This is a genomic window from Actinomadura terrae, assembly GCF_022751215.1.
GTDB classification, from domain to species: domain Bacteria; phylum Actinomycetota; class Actinomycetes; order Streptosporangiales; family Streptosporangiaceae; genus Spirillospora; species Spirillospora terrae.
This window is the reverse complement of record NZ_JAICDG010000009.1, coordinates 83,551-100,246: the sequence shown is the minus strand read 5'-3', so window position 1 is coordinate 100,246 and position 16,696 is coordinate 83,551. Positions and strand designations below refer to the sequence as shown.

Annotated in this window: 17 protein-coding genes and 1 riboswitch; of the genes, 14 read left to right on the top strand and 3 right to left on the bottom strand. The window is 71.8% G+C overall.

Features of this window, described 5'->3' with window-relative positions; genetic code table 11:
- Positions 1–106: 106 nt before the first annotated feature.
- The 10 genes from K2F47_RS38385 to glyA all read left to right on the top strand — a co-directional run bounded on the left by K2F47_RS38385 (position 107) and on the right by glyA (position 9,526).
- Entirely contained in the window at positions 107–631 is a 525-nt protein-coding gene (locus tag K2F47_RS38385; RefSeq protein WP_242911170.1) for an RNA polymerase sigma factor, read from the top strand.
- Positions 628–1,638 (top strand): hypothetical protein, encoded by a 1,011-nt coding sequence (locus K2F47_RS38380; RefSeq protein WP_242911169.1) that lies wholly within the window; start codon positions 628–630, stop codon positions 1,636–1,638. Before K2F47_RS38385 ends, K2F47_RS38380 begins: the two co-directional genes overlap by 4 nt.
- A 249-nt stretch (positions 1,639–1,887) precedes the next feature.
- Positions 1,888–2,892 carry a type I glyceraldehyde-3-phosphate dehydrogenase gene (gene gap / locus K2F47_RS38375; RefSeq protein WP_242911168.1) on the top strand — a complete coding sequence of 335 codons (1,005 nt, stop codon included), beginning with the start codon at positions 1,888–1,890 and terminating at the stop codon, positions 2,890–2,892.
- Positions 2,893–3,034: 142 nt separating this feature from the next.
- Positions 3,035–4,240 carry a phosphoglycerate kinase gene (locus K2F47_RS38370; RefSeq protein ID WP_242911167.1) on the top strand — a complete coding sequence of 402 codons (1,206 nt, stop codon included), beginning with the start codon at positions 3,035–3,037 and terminating at the stop codon, positions 4,238–4,240.
- A 3-nt stretch (positions 4,241–4,243) separates the two neighbouring features.
- Complete coding sequence (gene tpiA / locus K2F47_RS38365; RefSeq protein WP_242911166.1) at positions 4,244–5,038, top strand: triose-phosphate isomerase; 795 nt, start codon at positions 4,244–4,246, stop codon at positions 5,036–5,038.
- A gap of 354 nt (positions 5,039–5,392) precedes the next feature.
- Positions 5,393–5,635 (top strand): preprotein translocase subunit SecG, encoded by a 243-nt coding sequence (gene secG, locus K2F47_RS38360; protein ID WP_214619154.1) that lies wholly within the window; start codon positions 5,393–5,395, stop codon positions 5,633–5,635.
- Positions 5,636–5,716: 81 nt separating this feature from the next.
- Positions 5,717–6,091, top strand: coding sequence for an RNA polymerase-binding protein RbpA (locus tag K2F47_RS38355; protein WP_231333058.1), 375 nt, complete (start codon positions 5,717–5,719; stop codon positions 6,089–6,091).
- Positions 6,092–6,300: 209 nt separating this feature from the next.
- Positions 6,301–6,792 carry an Lrp/AsnC family transcriptional regulator gene (locus K2F47_RS38350; RefSeq protein WP_242911165.1) on the top strand — a complete coding sequence of 164 codons (492 nt, stop codon included), beginning with the start codon at positions 6,301–6,303 and terminating at the stop codon, positions 6,790–6,792.
- A 109-nt stretch (positions 6,793–6,901) separates the two neighbouring features.
- Positions 6,902–7,867, top strand: coding sequence for a DMT family transporter (locus tag K2F47_RS38345; RefSeq protein ID WP_242911164.1), 966 nt, complete (start codon positions 6,902–6,904; stop codon positions 7,865–7,867).
- 244 nt (positions 7,868–8,111) lie between these two features.
- Positions 8,112–8,198: riboswitch (ZMP/ZTP riboswitch) on the top strand.
- Positions 8,199–8,254: 56 nt separating this feature from the next.
- A complete protein-coding gene (gene glyA, locus K2F47_RS38340) occupies positions 8,255–9,526 on the top strand; it encodes a serine hydroxymethyltransferase (protein ID WP_242911163.1) in 1,272 nt (423 codons plus the stop codon).
- Positions 9,527–9,685: 159 nt separating this feature from the next.
- On the opposite strand, the gene K2F47_RS38335 is transcribed toward glyA, so the two are convergent.
- The gene (locus tag K2F47_RS38335) at positions 9,686–10,543 is read right to left on the bottom strand and encodes a class I SAM-dependent methyltransferase (protein ID WP_242911162.1); all 858 of its coding nucleotides are present in this window, start codon (positions 10,541–10,543) and stop codon (positions 9,686–9,688) included.
- A 190-nt stretch (positions 10,544–10,733) separates the two neighbouring features.
- Here K2F47_RS38335 and K2F47_RS38330 point away from each other — a divergent pair, with 190 nt between their 5' ends.
- The 3 genes from K2F47_RS38330 (at position 10,734) to K2F47_RS38320 (ending at position 13,522) form a co-directional block, all read left to right on the top strand.
- A complete protein-coding gene (locus K2F47_RS38330) occupies positions 10,734–11,654 on the top strand; it encodes a carboxymuconolactone decarboxylase family protein (protein ID WP_242911161.1) in 921 nt (306 codons plus the stop codon).
- The gene (locus K2F47_RS38325; RefSeq protein WP_242911160.1) at positions 11,647–12,333 is read left to right on the top strand and encodes a GNAT family N-acetyltransferase; all 687 of its coding nucleotides are present in this window, start codon (positions 11,647–11,649) and stop codon (positions 12,331–12,333) included. The genes K2F47_RS38330 and K2F47_RS38325 overlap by 8 nt, the downstream gene beginning before the upstream one ends.
- A gap of 91 nt (positions 12,334–12,424) precedes the next feature.
- A complete protein-coding gene (locus tag K2F47_RS38320; RefSeq protein ID WP_242911159.1) occupies positions 12,425–13,522 on the top strand; it encodes a hypothetical protein in 1,098 nt (365 codons plus the stop codon).
- A gap of 187 nt (positions 13,523–13,709) precedes the next feature.
- Here the strand turns inward: K2F47_RS38320 and K2F47_RS38315 are convergent, their stop codons facing one another.
- Complete coding sequence (locus K2F47_RS38315; protein ID WP_242911158.1) at positions 13,710–14,651, bottom strand: isocitrate lyase/PEP mutase family protein; 942 nt, start codon at positions 14,649–14,651, stop codon at positions 13,710–13,712.
- A 295-nt stretch (positions 14,652–14,946) separates the two neighbouring features.
- Entirely contained in the window at positions 14,947–15,447 is a 501-nt protein-coding gene (locus K2F47_RS38310) for a MarR family winged helix-turn-helix transcriptional regulator (RefSeq protein WP_242911157.1), read from the bottom strand.
- Between the two features lie 92 nt (positions 15,448–15,539).
- Between K2F47_RS38310 and K2F47_RS38305 the strand changes: the two genes are divergently transcribed.
- Positions 15,540–16,631: an amidohydrolase family protein gene (locus tag K2F47_RS38305; protein WP_242911156.1), complete on the top strand. Its 1,092-nt coding sequence runs from the start codon at positions 15,540–15,542 to the stop codon at positions 16,629–16,631.
- Positions 16,632–16,696: the final 65 nt, after the last annotated feature.

Sequence of the window (16,696 nt, the reverse complement as noted above, 5' to 3'; positions counted from 1 at the left end):
GATGGTTGACGGTCGCGGGTGACGGGATGGTGAACGCTCGGCGACGGCACGGAACGTGTGGCGCCCGATGTCATCCATCCTCCCGCCCGGGTGTCCTATCGACGTGATGTCCGTCGAAGACCTTGGCCGCGGCGAGGCGGCGACCCTGTCCAGGTCCGCCCTGGAGGAGCTGTTCGCCGCGCACTACCCGCGGCTCGTGGGGCTCGCAGGCCTGCTGGGCGCGGACGACCCCGAGGACGTGGCGCAGGAGGCCTTCGCCCGCCTCCAGGGACGCGGCGGGGCGCTGCGGCGTCCCGAGACCGCGCCCGCCTACCTGCGCGCCACCGTCTGCAACCTGACCCGCAACCGGCGCCGCCACCTGCGCCTCGTCCGCCTCCGGCAGCCCCCGCCGCCCGAACCGGCCGCCGCCGCCGAGCTGGTGGCGCTCGACCGGGAGGGCCACCGCGAGCTGATCGTCGCCCTGGACGGCCTGTCGCGCAGGCAGCGCGAGGCCCTCGTCCTGCGCTACTGGCTCGACCTCACCGACCACGAGGTGGCCGAGGCGATGGACGTCTCGCCCGGCTCGGCCAAGACCCACATCAGGCGCGGCATCGCCGCCCTCCAGCGCGCCCTGGGAGGTGCCCCGGAATGACGGACATCGGCAAGGCGGACGAGAGCCAGACGGGTACCGGGAGCCAGACGGGTACCGAGGGCAAGGCGGGCACCGAGAGCAGGCCAGGTACCGAGGGCAAGTCGGGTACCGAGGGCAGGACAGGAACACACGGCAAGACGGGTGCCGCGGACCAGGCGGGTACGGAGAGCAGGGCGGATGTCGAGAGGGCCCTGCGGGAGGCGCTGCGCGCGCAGGGCGAGTCGTACACGGTGAGCCCCGATGCCTGGGAGCGCGTGCGGGAGCGTGCCGACCGCAGGGGCTATCGGGGTCGCGGGCGCCGCCGTCTGGCCGGGCCCGTCCTCGCCGCGTCCGCCGTCGCCTGCACCGCCGTCGCGATCACGCTGGTGCCGTCGCACCTGCCCGGCGGCGGGAGCGACCGGGAGCACCGCGCCGGCCCCCTGGCCCAGGGAAGCGGGAGCCAGCCCCCGCCCTCGGCGATCCTCACCCCACGCGAGGTCGCCAAGACGCTGGCCACGCTGTGCGCCGGCGCCACCCCTCCCCAGGGGCGGGCGCTGGCGCTGCGGCAGGTCGGCGCGCTGCGCGATCCCGGCGACCCCGGCCGGTGGTTCGTCCCGATGGAGGAGGCCTCGGGGAACATCCAGATCCAGGCCCTGAGCAAGGCCGGGCGCCGGACGATATGCCGTGCCTACACCCGGGTCGCGCCCCGGGGGTGGAACTCCTTCGTCGGCTACTCCGGCGAACGCGGCGCCGGGGAGGCGTCCTGGGTGGGGTTCGCCAAGGCGCCGGTCGCCTCCTTCGAGGCCGTCTACACCGACGGCACCCGCATGCGGTTCGCGTGCGGGGCCCGCGGGCAGGGCGGGGCCAACTGCGGGCGGGCCACGGTGGGCCGCCGCGGAGCCGTGACGATCTTCGCGACCGCGCCGCGCATGTACCGCCCACGGCGCGAGGGGGAGCGGATCACCGGCGTGCTCACCCTCCTGAACTCCGAGGGAAAGGTGGTCGGGCGCCACCCGTTCGCCCGCTGATTCATCCACCGGCCCGGTCACGGGACGAGCCCGCCCCGCCGGTGGGTGCGGGCCCACCCGTGATCGCCCACGTGAGAGCGTGCGACACCCGCCGTGACTTCCTCCTCGACCGGTGACTTCCTGCTCGACCGGTGTCGGGCTACTCGCGGGTCATTGGATAGGGTCGAGAGCACGGGGGAAAGCCCCGGTCCGACGCTGGAGGACGGCCCGGTCACACCGGGTGAGACGACGTATGAGGAGAGCCGTTCCGTGACCATCCGAGTAGGCATCAACGGGTTCGGCCGGATCGGCCGCAACTTCTACCGCGCCGTGAAGGCGAGCGGAGCCGACATCGAGATCGTGGCGGTCAACGACCTGACCGACAACGCCACCCTCGCGCAGCTGCTCAAGTACGACAGCATCCTCGGCCGCTTCCCCGAGGACGTGCACGCCACCGCGGACGAGATCGTCGTCGGCGGCAAGTCGATCAAGGCGTTCGAGGAGCGCGACCCGGCCAACCTCAAGTGGGGCGACGTCGGCGTCGACATCGTGGTGGAGTCCACCGGGTTCTTCACCGACGCCACCAAGGCCAAGGTGCACGCCGACAACGGCGCCAAGAAGGTGATCATCTCCGCGCCGGCCAAGAACGAGGACCTGACGGTCGTCCTCGGCGTCAACGAGGACCGCTACGACCCGGCCGCGCACACGGTGATCTCCAACGCGTCCTGCACCACCAACTGCCTGGCGCCGCTGGCCAAGGTGCTGCACGACAACTTCGTCATCGAGAAGGGCCTGATGACGACGATCCACGCCTACACCCAGGACCAGAACCTCCAGGACGCCCCGCACAAGGACCTGCGCCGCGCCCGCGCCGCCGCGCTGAACGTCGTGCCGACCTCCACCGGCGCCGCCAAGGCCATCGGCCTGGTGCTGCCCGAGCTGAACGGCAAGCTCGACGGCTACGCGCTGCGCGTCCCGGTGCCGACCGGCTCGGCGACCGACCTCACCGCGACCCTGTCCCGCGAGGTCACCGTGGACGAGGTCAACGCCGCGTTCAAGACCGCCGCCGAGGGCCCGCTCAAGGGCTACCTGACCTACACCGAGGACCCGATCGTCTCCAGCGACATCGTCACCGACCCGGCGTCCTGCATCTTCGACTCCGGGCTCACCAAGGTCATCGGCGACCAGGTCAAGGTCGTCGGCTGGTACGACAACGAGTGGGGTTACTCCAACCGCCTCGTCGACCTCGTCAAGCTCGTCGGCTCGCAGCTCTGACCCCGTAGTCACCGACCCAGTAGTCACCGACCGCGTAGTCACCGACCGCGTAGTCACCGACCGCGCCACCGGCCGCGCCGTGGCCCGCGCCTCCGGGCGGCAGGGCACGGCGCGGCCGTATCCGGAAGGACACTCCAACCCGATGCGCACCATTGACGATCTCGACGTCGCCGGACGGCGGGTGCTCGTCCGCTCGGACCTGAACGTCCCGCTGGAGGACGGGCGGATCACCGACGACGGGCGGATCCGGGCCAGCCTGCCGACGATCGAGGCGCTGCGGGCGAGGGGCGCCAGGGTCATCGTCTGCGCCCACCTCGGCCGTCCCAAGGGGGAGGTTAAGCCCGAACTGTCGCTCGCGCCGGTCGCGGCCAGGCTCGGCGAGCTCCTCGACCCCGGCGTCGGCACCAACGCGGGCGTCGCGTTCCCCGCCGACGTCGTCGGGGACTCCGCCCGCCTCAACGTCGACGCCCTCGACGACGGCGATGTCGCGCTGCTGGAGAACCTGCGCTTCGAGCCGGGCGAGACCAGCAAGGACGACGCCGAGCGCGGCGCGTTCGCCGACCGCCTCGCGGGCCTCGCCGACCTCTACGTCGGCGACGGGTTCGGGGCCGTGCACCGCAAGCACGCCAGCGTCTACGACGTCCCGGCGCGGCTCCCGCACGCCGCCGGCGGGCTGATCGCCACCGAGGTCGGCGTGCTGCGGCGGCTCACCGAGGACGTCGAGCGCCCCTACGCGGTCGTCCTCGGCGGCTCCAAGGTGTCCGACAAGCTCGGCGTGATCGACAACCTGCTCGGCAAGGCCGACCGCATCCTGATCGGCGGCGGCATGGTCTTCACCTTCCTCAAGGCGCAGGGCCACGAGGTCGGCAAGAGCCTGCTTGAGGAAGACCAGCTCGACACCGTCCGCGAGTACCTGCGGCGCGCCGAGGAGACCGGGGTGGAGTTCGTCCTCCCCGTCGACATCGTCGCCGCGACCGCGTTCTCCGCCGACGCCGAGTACGCGAGCGTCCCGGCCGACGCGATCCCCGCCGACCGGCTCGGCCTCGACATCGGGCCCGAGTCCGGCAAGCTGTTCGCGTCCCGCCTCGCCGACGCGCGGACCGTGTTCTGGAACGGCCCCATGGGCGTGTTCGAGATGGAGCCCTACGCGCACGGCACCCGCGCCGTCGCCCAGGGCCTCATCGACTCCCGCGCGTTCACCGTTGTCGGCGGCGGCGACTCCGCCGCGGCCGTCCGGCGCCTCGGCTTCGACGAGGGCGCCTTCTCCTACATCTCGACCGGCGGCGGCGCCAGCCTCGAATACCTCGAAGGCAGGACGCTGCCCGGCCTGCAGGCCCTGGAGGACTGACCGATGGCCCCCGTGACCCCTTCCCGCAAGCCGCTGATGGCCGGCAACTGGAAGATGAACAAGAACCACCTGGACGCGATCCTGCTCGTCCAGAAGATGGCGTTCGCGCTCAAGGAGGCCGACCACGACGCCGTCGACGTGGTCGTGCTCCCGCCGTTCACCGACCTGCGCTCGGTGCAGACGCTGATCGACGCCGACCGCCTCGCGATCCAGTACGGCGCGCAGGACGTCTCCCAGCACGCCTCCGGCGCCTACACCGGCGAGATCGCCGCGTCGATGCTGGCCAAGCTCGGCTGCTCCTACGTCGCCGTCGGGCACTCCGAGCGCCGCCAGTACCACGGCGAGGACGACGCGCTCGTCAACGCCAAGGCCAGGGCGGCCCTCGCCGCCGACATCACGCCGATCGTGTGCGTGGGGGAGGGGCTGGAGGTCCGCAAGGCCGGCGAGCACGTCCCGCACGTCCTGAAGCAGGTGGACGGCGCGCTCGACAAGCTCACCGCCGAGCAGGTGCGGCGCAGCGTGATCGCCTACGAGCCGGTCTGGGCGATCGGCACCGGCGAGGTCGCCACCCCGAAGGACGCCCAGGAGGTCTGCGGCGCCGTCAGGACGCGAATCGCCGAGCTCTACGAGGGCGGAGTGGCCGACCAGACGCGTATCCTGTACGGCGGCTCGGTGAAGGGCGGGAACATCGCCGGGATCATGGCGCAGCCCGACGTGGACGGCGCTTTGGTCGGTGGTGCCAGCCTGGACCCGGGAGAGTTCGTCAAGATCTGCCGGTACCGTGAACTCCCCGTCTGATCAAACTGATCAATTCGGTATCACATGGGGGTTCTTGCCGTACCAGGGGAGACTTCGTCGTACCCTTCGTACCGGACGGGTAAACCGTCCGGCTCGACCCTCCGCCCGCCGGCAGCGCCGCCGGGAGGCCACCCGGCCTCCAGCGGCGGACCGGACCTGCACCACCGTCAGACCCAGAAGCACCGTTCGATCCTGTAGCACCGTTCGACCCGAGCACTGTTCGACCCAGCACTGTTCGATCTTGAAGCACCGACCGATCTTGGAACGCAGGTAGCACCCGCACGACAGGCAAGGTCCTTAACGACAGACGAGCCCGCTCCCGGCGGGACCGGCCAGAGAAGGCGTTGAAGAACTGTGATCATCGCATCGTCCATCGTGCTCATCGTCACGAGCCTGCTGATGGTGGTCCTCGTCCTGATGCACAAGGGGAAGGGTGGTGGCCTGTCCGACATGTTCGGCGGCGGGATCAACTCGTCCCTGGGCGGATCGTCGGTCGTGGAGCGCAACCTCGACCGCCTGACCGTCGGTGTCGGCGTGCTCTGGTTCGCCTCGATCGTCGTGCTCGGGCTGCTGTTCAAGCACAAGGGCGTCGGCTGAGCCGCCTGAACCATATGTACGAGCGCCGCGCCGCCCTCGGAGGTCACGGGCGGCAAGGGCAAACTGAGCGAGGAGTAGTCCGTGGGTAGTGGCAACGCGATTCGGGGCAGCCGTGTCGGGGCCGGTCCGATGGGAGAGGCGGAGCGCGGCGACGCCGCCCCCCGCGTCTGGGTGACCTTCTATTGCGCCAACCGGCACGAGACCCGCCCCAGCTTCGCGACCGACGTCGCGGTCCCCGAGACCTGGGACTGCCCGCGTTGCGGGTTCCCCGCGGGCCAGGACTCGGAGAACCCGCCGGCCCCGCCGAAGACGGAGCCGTACAAGACGCACCTGGCCTACGTGAAGGAGCGGCGCAGCGACGAGGACGGCGAGGCCATCCTCGAAGAGGCGCTCGCCAAGCTCCGCCAGAAGCGCGCCGCCGTCAAGAAGGCCCTGGAGGCCGCGGGCCGCAGCTGACCTGCCGCCCCGCACCTAGGCGCATGGCCCCCACCCGGGGCCATGCGCTTTTTCCTGCTTCCTGTCTCTTCCCTGCTCCTCCTCCTACTGAGTCGGCTATGCCCCGGTAGGGCTCCCTTCGCCCGGGGCGAATAATCTTCGGAGGACGGGGTGCCGGGGCGCGTTTCCCGCGCGGGAGTTCGGCGCCCACCGAGCGGGAGGGGCATTCGATGGACGCGGTGGACCAGGCGATCCTGCGGCGGCTGCAACGCGACGGCCGCCAGACGAACCGCGAGTTGGCCGAGGCGGTCGGGATCGCCCCGTCCACCGCCCTGGAGCGCACGCGGGCGCTGCGGGCCCGGGGCGTCATCACCGGCTTCCACGCGGTGGCCGACCTGGAGCGGCTGGACCGCAGCGTCCAGGCGCTGATCTCGATCCGGATCCGGCCGCAGTCCCGGGAGGCGATCGAGTCGGCCCGCGACAGCATGGCCTCGATGCCCGAGTCGGTCGGGGTGTACGTGGTGACGGGCAACGAGGACCTGCTGGTCCACGTGGCGGTCCCGAGCACCGCGTACCTGCGCGACTTCGTCCTCGACCGGCTGGCGCGCCGCAAGGAGTTCGTGGACGTCCGCACGACGGTGGTGTTCGAGTACGTCCAGCCCGTCGAGCAGTCCGAACTTCCGCGGTCCGAGCGCCCGGACCGCCGAACGTCCTACAGTTGATCTTCGTGGACGGGCCACCGGGGCGAACGAACCACGGCTCGGGCGGGTCGAGCCGAAGGAATCGCGGGTAAAGACGCAGCACGCCGCATTTCCTCCTAGCGTCCAAGCCATGAACCGACGGAACAACTCGTCCGGGGTGCTGCTGGTGCTCGCCGCGGGCGTCCTCTGGGGAACCGTGGGTCCCGCGCAGGTGCTCGCTGAGCCGTCCGCGAGCCCCGTCGCGGTCGGGGGAGCACGGATCATCACCGGCGGGCTCGTCCTCGCCGCCGTGGTGCTCATGACGAACCCGCGGTCGTTCCTGACGCTGCGCCGCCCTGCATGGCCGCCGCTCCTCGCCGCCGCGACCGCCACCGGCACGTTCCAGGCGTCGTTCTTCGGCGCGGTCGACCGCACCGGCGCCGCCGTCGCGACCGCCGTCGTGTTCGGGCTGGCGCCCGTCTCCACCGGACTGTGCGAGCGGATCGTCCTCGGCACGGGGCTCAGCCGCCGCTGGTGCGCCGGGACCGCCTGCGCCGTCGGCGGCGTCGGCCTGCTGGCGGTCCCCGGACCGTCCGTCCACGCCGACCCGGCGGGCATCGGCCTCGGGCTGGTCGCCGGGACGTGCTTCGGCGTCTACACCGTCTCGGCCAAGAAGCTGACCGGACGGGACGTCGGCATGACGGCGGCGGTCTCAGTCACACTGCTCGTCGGCGGCGCGGCCCTGCTGCCGTGGACGCTCACCGGCCTGCCCGCCCTCGCGGCACCCCGTCCGGTGGCCCTGGTCGCCTGGCTCGGGATCGCGACCACGGCCGCCGCGTACATGTTCTTCGTCACAGGCCTCCTCCGGGTGAGCGCCGCGACCGCCGGGACGCTTAGCCTGGCCGAACCACTCGTCGCCACCGCCCTCGCCATCGCCGTGCTCGGCGAACGGATGGCGGCCCCGGTCGCGGCGGGCTCACTGCTGCTGCTCGGCGGCCTGACCGTCGTCTCCTGGCCCGCCCGGACGGCGTCGCCCACGTCCAGCGAGAAATCCGCAGGCCGCAAAGAGCCCTCCGAACGGGACGGCTGCCCTGGACACGACGAGGTCGCAGCTTGATAAGAGCGCGTCCCGCCGAAGGTGCGTCTCGCCGAAGGTGCGGCCTGCTGAAGGTGCGGCCTGCTGAAGGCGCGGGTTGATGATGGCGCAACCCGATGAAGGCCCGCTCTGCTGAAGGTGCGGCCTGCTGATGGTACGGCTTGATGAAGGTGCGGCCTGGGGACGACGCGAGCCGATGAAGGCGCGGTCCGGTGGAAGGGCGGGGCTGTGACGGCGTGGGACGGGGGCGGGTGGGTCGCTATGATGGCGGGCACGCGACTGGCGCAGTCAAGGTGGAGACGACCACCGGGGAGCGAAAGCGGTCCGCACACCGCGCGCCTGGGTGTACGGGTCCCCGTTCGTCGGGGCCGTACGACGCGTCCCGGCGTGAGCAGCGCGGAGGCTGTCATGCACGAACCCGCCATCCCACACCTGCGCGACGGCGATCCCGAGATCGCCGGACTGGTCGAGGCGGAGGCCCGCCGCCAGTTCGAGAAGATTCGGCTGATCGCGTCGGAGAACTACGTCTCGCCCGCCGTGCTGGAGGCCACCGGTACCGTCCTGACCAACAAGTACTCCGAGGGGTACGCGGGACGGCGCTACTACGAGGGCCAGCAGAACGTCGACCCGGTCGAGCTGCTGGCGATCGACCGGGCGAAGGCGCTGTTCGGTGTCGAGCACGCCAACGTCCAGCCGTACTCGGGTTCGCCCGCCAACCTCGCCGTCTACATGGCGTTCCTGGAGCCGGGCGACACGGTGATGGGGCTGTCGCTGCCGATGGGCGGCCACCTCACGCACGGCTGGACGGTGTCGGCTACCGGCAAGTGGTTCCGTCCGGTCCGCTACGAGGTCCGCGCCGACACCGGCCTGACCGACATGGACCAGGTGCGCGACCTCGCGCTCAAGGAGCGCCCGAAGCTCATCTGGTGCGGCGGCACCGCCATCCCGCGCACGATCGACTTCCCGGCGTTCGCCGAGATCGCGCGTGAGGTGGGGGCCGTCCTGGCCGCGGACGTCGCGCACATCGCGGGACTGATCGCGGGCGGCGCGCACCCGTCCCCCGTGGGCCATGCCGAGGTGATCTCCACGACCACGCACAAGACCCTGCGCGGCCCGCGCGGCGCGATGATCATGTCGACCGGCGAGCACGCCAAGGCGATCGACCGGGCCGTGTTCCCCGGGTTGCAGGGCGGCCCGCACAACCACACCACGGCCGCGATCGCCGTGGCCCTGAAGGAGGCGGCGGCACCGGAGTTCGCCGGATACGCCCGGCAGATCGTCGCGAACGCCAAGGCGCTGGCCGCCGCGCTGCTGGAACGCGGCTACGACCTGATCTCCGGAGGTACCGACAACCACCTCATCCTGATCGACCTCACGAACAAGGGCGTCCCCGGCAAGCCCGCCGCCCAGGCCCTGGACCGGGCCGGAATCGAGCTGAACTACAACGCCGTCCCGTTCGACCCCCGCACGCCGTTCGACCCGTCCGGCCTGCGCCTCGGCACCGCGGCGATCACCACGCGCGGGCTGACCGAGGAGCGGATGCCGCAGATCGCGGCCTGGATCGACGAGGTCGTCCAGGCCACCGTAAAGCAGGACGAGACGGCCGTCGAACGGGTCGCGGGTCAGGTCCGCGAGCTGCTCGCCGCGCATCCGATGCCGGGCTGGGCGCCCACTCCCTGACCAGGCCGAATCCCGATCCCGCTCCTGCCCGAGCATGACCACGCTTCTGAGTGAGAGGTATCGCGCCTTGATCGAGCAAGGCCCGCGTACCTGATCGAGCAGGGCCGCGTGCCTGGTGAGGCAGGATCGCGCTTTGGCCGAGCAGGATCGCGCCTCTGATCAAGTGGGGCGTAGGACGGTCAGCATGCGCCATGCTTCGGGGCCGGTGAGGGGGACGGCGTCCTCACCGGCCCCGAAGTCGCCGTACTGGGCCACGATGCCGAGCCCGCCCGCCAGCCGGACCGCCGCGTCCACCTCAGTGGCCGTCCAGAAGCGGTAGGGGACGACGTCGCGGATCACTCGCGGTCCCCGCCCGCCGGTTCCCTCCCCAGAACCGCCCCCGGCTCTGTCTCCGGCTCTGGTCCCGGATCGGTCGCCCTCGATCGTCATCGTGACCTGGTCGTCGGAGATCTGGGTGATCGGGTCGAGCCGGTCCGTGGGTTCGCCCCAGCGCACCGTGGCGCGGGCGCCGTCGCGTTCGACGGTCCAGCCCGTGCTCACGCTGGGCTCGTCGCCGCCGAGCCGGTCGCGCGGGTGCGACATCTCCACGACGTAGAGGCCGCCCGGGGCCAGGTGCGCGGCGACGCGGCGCAGGTGCGCGACGAACGCGTCCAGCGTCATCAGGTGGGACGTGGAGTCCAGCATCGTCACGACCAGGTCGAAGCGTCGCCCCAGGTCGAACCGGGTCATGTCGTCCTGGACGACCTCCAGCGCGACTCCGGCGCGTCCCGCCTCGGCGGCGGCGTAGGCGCACATCGCCGGGTTCAGGTCGAGCGCGGTCGCGGCCAGGCCGCGGCGGGCCATCTCGCGGGCGTGCTCGGCGGGCCCGGCGGCCAGCTCCAGCACCGTCCGGACGGGACCCGCGTCCTCGGGACGGTGCTCGGCGCACCACGCGAGCAGCACGTCCACCTCGGCGGGCACCTCGCGGAACGAGCACGCCAGCTCATACGCCCAGGGATCGTCATAGATGCCGGTCACCGGCCCATCCTGCCAGGGGACCGGTCCGCTCCGGCCGGTACCGCCGATCGGCCAGGTCGGATTCATCTGCCATTTCACCTGTCATCGGCAGCGGTGCGCTGTTACGTAACCGCCATGTCCTCGTGTGCGCGGGGTTTCACATTCCGGACGGGGGTTGAGGCGACCGCGCCGACGGCCTAGCGTGCGGTAAGTGATCGACCCCGTGAACGGTGAGCCCGTCAACGATCGACGCCCCGCCGGTCGGCGCGGGCGCGAGCCGGTCGGGACGCGCCTGCCGCTGCTGTACCCCGGCTCGCTCGGCGACGAGCAGCGGGCCGTCTACGAGGCCGTGACCGGCGGCCCCCGCGCGGACGGCCGTCCGGCGTTCCGGTTCGTCGACGACGCGGGCCGGCTCCTCGGCCCCTTCAACGCGATGCTCTACAGCCCGTCGGTGGGGCTGCCGCTCCAGGACCTCGGCGCCGCGCTGCGCTTCGGCACCGCGTTCACCGAACGGGAACGGGAGATCGCGACGCTCGTCGTCGCCGCGCACCTGCGCTCGGACTTCGAGTGGTACGCCCACGAGCGGACCGGCCGCCGCGCCGGTCTCGGCGACGACGAGATGGCCGCGCTGCGCGAGGGCCGCGCGCCGATGCTCGCCGACGTCCGCGAGCGCGTGGTGTATGAGGCGGTCCGGCAGCTCACCACCGAACGCGACCTCGGCGACGCCGTGTTCACCGAGGCGGTGGCGACACTCGGCCGCGCCGCCGTCGTCGAGCTGGTCACCCTCGTCGGCTACTACTCGACGCTGGCCCTCCACCTGCGGGTCTTCCGGGTGGGCCTGCCCGACGGCGAGCCCCAGCCAGAATGGCCACCCGATCCCGAACCCGAATGGTCGCCGGAGGGCGGGTCCGGATGGCGACCGGAGAGCGGGACCGCGTGGTCGTCGGAAGGTGGGTCCGAGCGGCGGTCGGAGGGCGGGTCCGAGCGGTCGTCGGAGGGCGGGTCCGAGCGGCGGTCGGAGGGCGGGTCCGAGCGGTCGTCGGAAGGTGGGTCTGAGCGGCGGCCGGGAGGCGGGCATGGGTGGTCGCCGGAGGGCGGGCCCCAGCGGCGGCCGGAGGATGGGCATGAGTGAGGCGCTGCGGACTGGAAGTGCGGTACTGGGTCCTGGGAACGAGACACCGCGGGCCAAGAGCGCCGTGCTGCGGACCGGGCGGCTCGTCCTGCACCCGGTCTCCATGAGCGACCACCGTGCCCTGCACACGCACTGGACGGGCCCGCTCGTCCGGCGTCACCTCTTCGGCGACCAGGTCATCTCACCCGTCCAGGTCACCGGGATCATCGCCGCCAGCCAGCGGGACTTCGCGATCGAGGGCTTCGGGCTGTGGGCGCTGCGTCCCAGCGCGCCCGGTCTGTCCGGCCTGTCCGGCCGGCACGGTCTCGGCGACCCGCACCGGCTGTCGGAGCCGCATGGCGCCCGGCTGGTCGGCGTGGCGGGCCTCCGCCGCCACGACGGTCCCGCCGACGGCGCCGTCGACGTCGAGATCCTCTACAGCCTGGAGCCGGACCGGTGGGGCCAGGGCCTCGCGGTCGAGGCGTCCCGCGCGGTGCTCGGCTACGCGTTCGAGGTCGTCGGCCTGCGCCGCATCACCGCCGAGATCGACGCGAGCAGCGCCTCCTCGGCCGCCGTCGCCGAGCAACTGGGCATGCGCCCCTGGCACGAGGGTCCGGACGGGCCGGACGGAGCGTCCTACGTCGCCGCCGAACGGACCCACTGGCTCCGATCCCGCCGAGGAATAGACGCCGTCCCCTAGCACCGTCGTCTTGGCGACGTGGACGTGGTGAGTTGGAGGACAGCGGGTGGAAACACCGCGGAATGTCGGGGGGACCTGGCATGATCCGGGCATGGTCAACACGACGTACCGGAGCCTGACGGGCCGGTTGGTGGAGCTCGGCATGGCGTCCGAGGACGAGGCCGCTGCGGCGCTTGCCACGCTCGGCGAGCCGCCGCCCGGTCCCGACGACGAGCCTGAGGAGGCGGACGTCCTCGACGTCCTCGACGGGTGCGGCCTGGTCGTGTGGGCGCACGCCGGGAGCGTCGACGACCTTGAGGACGGCTACCGCGAGATCCTGGAGAACGCCGCCGAGTGCGGTGGCGTGACGGTCGCCGACGTCGAGCTCGTCGAGGACGAGGACGGCGAGGAGAGCCTGCATTTCCTGCGCGACGGCGAGCCGGTGTGGTGGGTCGTCGAGCACGAGTCCGGGGAGCACCTCGATCTGCTGACCGTGATGGAGTGCATCGACGACCTCGAACCCGGCGGCACCGATCCCCGGATGTTCTACGCGCTGCCCGGCGAGGACCCCGACGATGACGACCTGTACGTCCTCGCGACGCCCGCGCAGGCGCGGGTCCTGCACGATGAGTTCGGTCTTGACCTGGAGGGCCTCGACCGGGTGAAACCGCCGCGCGCCGACCCGCCGACGGCCGAGCTCGGTTCCCCCGAGTGGTACATGCAGAGCGACCGCGCCCGCATGAGCGGGCCCGCTCGCGAGTACCTCGACCAGTGGACGTCCGGCATGGCCGAGGCGCTCGACCGGTGGCGCGCCGAGTTCCTCCCCGACGGCTTCCCCTTCGACTTCTCGCCCGCCTCACTGGACGCGCTGGAGCCCCTCGTCCTGGAACGCCACACCGACTGGGACTCGGTCATCGTCGCCGGAACCGACCCGTTCGTGTCGGGCGCCGTCCGCTACCTGGGCGAGTCGATGCTGCGCGAGGTGCCGAGCCGCTGGGGCTACCAGGACCTCGGCCTGTCCGACTCCTACGACCGGATTCCGATGATCCGGTCGAACACGCCGCTCGGCTTCACCCAGACGGTCGTCCCGCTCCACCGCCTCGCCGCGCTGGCCAAGGAACGCGAACGCGGCATGCTCGCGGAGTCGTCCCGCTTCCTGCAGGACGCCGTCGACTCCCACAGCAAGGCCGTCGCCGCCCGCCGGGACTGACCTCGCTTCCTACCGCTCGTGAGGCGGGGGCGATCGGGGCGATCGGCTTGGTCGTTGGACGGGTCGCGCATGGCGCAAGGTCTCGGGTGTTGCGTCACCGGCTCTCAAGGCGTTGTCGTGTTGCGGGCCGGGTTCGGGTGCTGGTCAGTGGCCTTGCTCGCGGTAGGTCGTTCGCCGGGACGGTCGTTTACGGTGCGAGAAGGTTCTGGATGTCCTGGTAGGACGGGACGGGAAACTCCGTCCCGCTCCTCCCGGCCGCCTCGCCGGAGCCGATTTCGCCCGAACCGTCCCCGCCCGAACCGGCCTCGCCGGAGCGGTTACCGCTGGAGCCGTCCTCGGCTGAATCGTTCGCGCCCGAACCGTTCGCTCCTGAATTGGGCGGGGCGGTGGGGTGCAGGAGGGACGGAGCCGAGGCGACGGTTTCCAGTGCGGCCACGACTGCGGCCTGGAGCGACCTGCGGAACAGCAGGGACCCCAGGCTCACGCGGTGCACGCCGAGTTCCGCGAGCCGCGCGTACTCCGCCTTGCCCGGGATGAACAGGACGTTGAGCGGTACGTCCACGGCGTCCAGCACGGCGCGAATGTCGGCCTCGGCGACGATGGCAGGGACGAACACGCCGTCCGCGCCCGCGTCCGCATAGGCGCGCACCCTGCGCAGCGTCTCCGGGCGGTCGGGTTCGCCGCCGCCCAGCCAGAACGTGTCGGTGCGCGCGTTGAGGAACACCTCGGGCGCAGCCTCCTTCACCGCGTGGACGATCTCGATCTGGTGGTCGAGCGGAGTCAGTGTTCCGTCCGCGCGTCCGTCCTCCAGGTTGACCCCGGCGATGCCGTACCCGGCAAGTTCGGCGACCAGCCGCGCGACGTCCTCAGGACGGGAGGAGAACCCGCCTTCGATGTCCACGGTGACCGGTACGGGAAGCCGGGCGAGCGAGCGGCCCAGTGCGAGCGTCTCGGCGCGGGTGCCGCCCGCCGCGTCGGGCTTTCCGGCCGCCGCCGCGACCCCGAGGCTCGTCGTCCCGATCGCGGGGAATCCGGCCTGGGCCAGCGCGGCGCCGGTCGCGAAGTCCCAGGCGTTGGGCAGCAGGAGCGGGTGGTCCGCGCGGTGCAGACTCCTGAATCGATCGTTCATCTGGTGCCCTTTCGTCTCCTCCGCACCGTCCCCGTGGGCGGGTGTCCGTTTTCGCATGGTGGACGCGGCGTCGGCGGCGAACGGGCGCGACCTCGCCAGCCCTGCCAAGGGGGCGCCATGTCCGGTGCCGCTGGTGCTGGTGTCCCGCCAGGTTTCCGGTGAGAGGAAGCGGCGGTGCCGGTGTTTCTGATGTGCGCGGTGGCGGTTCTGGTTGGCAGGCGCGCGCCAATGGGCCGAGGCCACGCCCGTCAACGTCTCCCCGGAGGGCCGGGAAATGCTCCCTCCGCATCCAAGGCTAGGAGCGATTCGGTTCGTTCCCGGTCGAACCGTCGTCCGCACGGGTCAGGATGCCCGTGAGCAGCGTGACCAGCCGATCCCGGTCGGCGGGGGAGAGCCAGCCGAACAGGCGGGCGCTCACCTCGTCCGCCGCCGTCGCCGATGTGCGCGCGTAGCGGCGGCCCTCGGTGGTCAACTCGATCGCGTAGGCGCGCCGATCATGTTCCGCGCGCTTGCGGACGGCGAGGCCCAGCCGCTCCAGTTCGTCCATGATCCGGACGACGGCGGACTTGTCCAGCCCCAGCAGCGCCCCGAGCCCGCGCTGGCTGGTCGGCCCCGCCCGGTCGAGGGTGACCAGGATGCCGAAGTGCCGGGTCTCGATCCCGAGCGGGCGCAGTTCGGCGTTCAACGAGGACCGCGCGGCTTCGTGCGCGGAGGCGAGCAGCAGTCCCAGTGCCTTGTCGTCGGATCGGGGATCGCCGAGCGCCGTCGGCGCACGTCCCGGAGGTTCGGTGTCCACGCGGCCAAGTTTAGAGCGGGATGGTATAGTCTCATCTGAGACAGTCTCGTATACTCCCTTTTGGGCGGCTCCAACCGACATCTGGGAGAGACATGCGCGCCGAAGAGAACGAGCAGGCGGCCACCGGGCCGAGCCGTCGCGGTGTGATCCGGACGGCCGCCCTGGCCTCCGCGACCGCCGCCGTCGCCGGCCTGAGCCCGGGACCGTCCGCCTTCGCCGGGAACGGGCCGCACGGGGGCCGGATCGACACCCACCACCACGCGCTCCCGCCCGCGATGCGGCGATGGGCCATCGACCATGGCCTCCTGCCGCCCGAGGGCGGCCCGCGGTGGGGCAACTGGGATCTCGCGAAGACCCTCGACACGATGGACGCCGTCGGCATCCAGACGGGCGTGGCCTCGGCCCCCGCGCCGCCCACGGCGTTCCGCGACCGGGAACTCGCCGCGTCCGGCGCGCGCGTCTTCAACGAGTCGCTGGCCGAGCTGGTGCGGGACCACCCCACCCGGTTCGGGTTCTTCGCCTACCTCCCGCTGCTCCACGTCGACCTGGCGGTCAAGGAGGCCGCGTACGCGCTGGACGAGCTCGGCGCCGACGGGGTCCTGCTGATGGCCAACGCCGACGGCCGCTACCTGGGCGATCCGGTGTTCGAGCCGCTGTTCGCCGAGCTGGACAGGCGGAGCGCCGTCGTGTTCACCCATCCCGTCGGCCTCGCGGACGCGCGTCCCGTTCCGGGCATCGAGGAGTGGATCGCCGACTTCATGCTGGACACGACCCGCACGGCCCTCAGCCTCATCGGCGCGGGGACTCTCGACCGCCACAAGCGGTTGTCGGTGATCCTTTCCCACGCGGGCGGCTTCCTTCCCTACATCGGCGGACGTGTCGAGCATGCCGGACGGGTGGGCGAGGGGCCGAACCCCGAGGCGTTCCGGCGCGCCGTCCGGCGGTTCTACTACGACACGGCGATGCCCGCATCGCCGTACTCGACGCCGACGCTGCTGGCCGCCACCGGTCACAAGCAGCTGCTCTACGGCACCGACTGGCCCCAGGTCCTGGCGCCCGAGGTCGCCCGGGCGGCCAAGCTCCTCGACGACGACCCCACGCTGAACGCCAAGGCGCATGCCGCCGTCAATCGCGGCAACGCCCTCCGCCTGCTGCCGACACTGGCCAGACGCCTGGGGAACTGACCCGCGAGACGTCCGTAGAACCCTTGTTCCGGACGTTCCCGGCTTTGTTCGGCGCCGGGAACGGA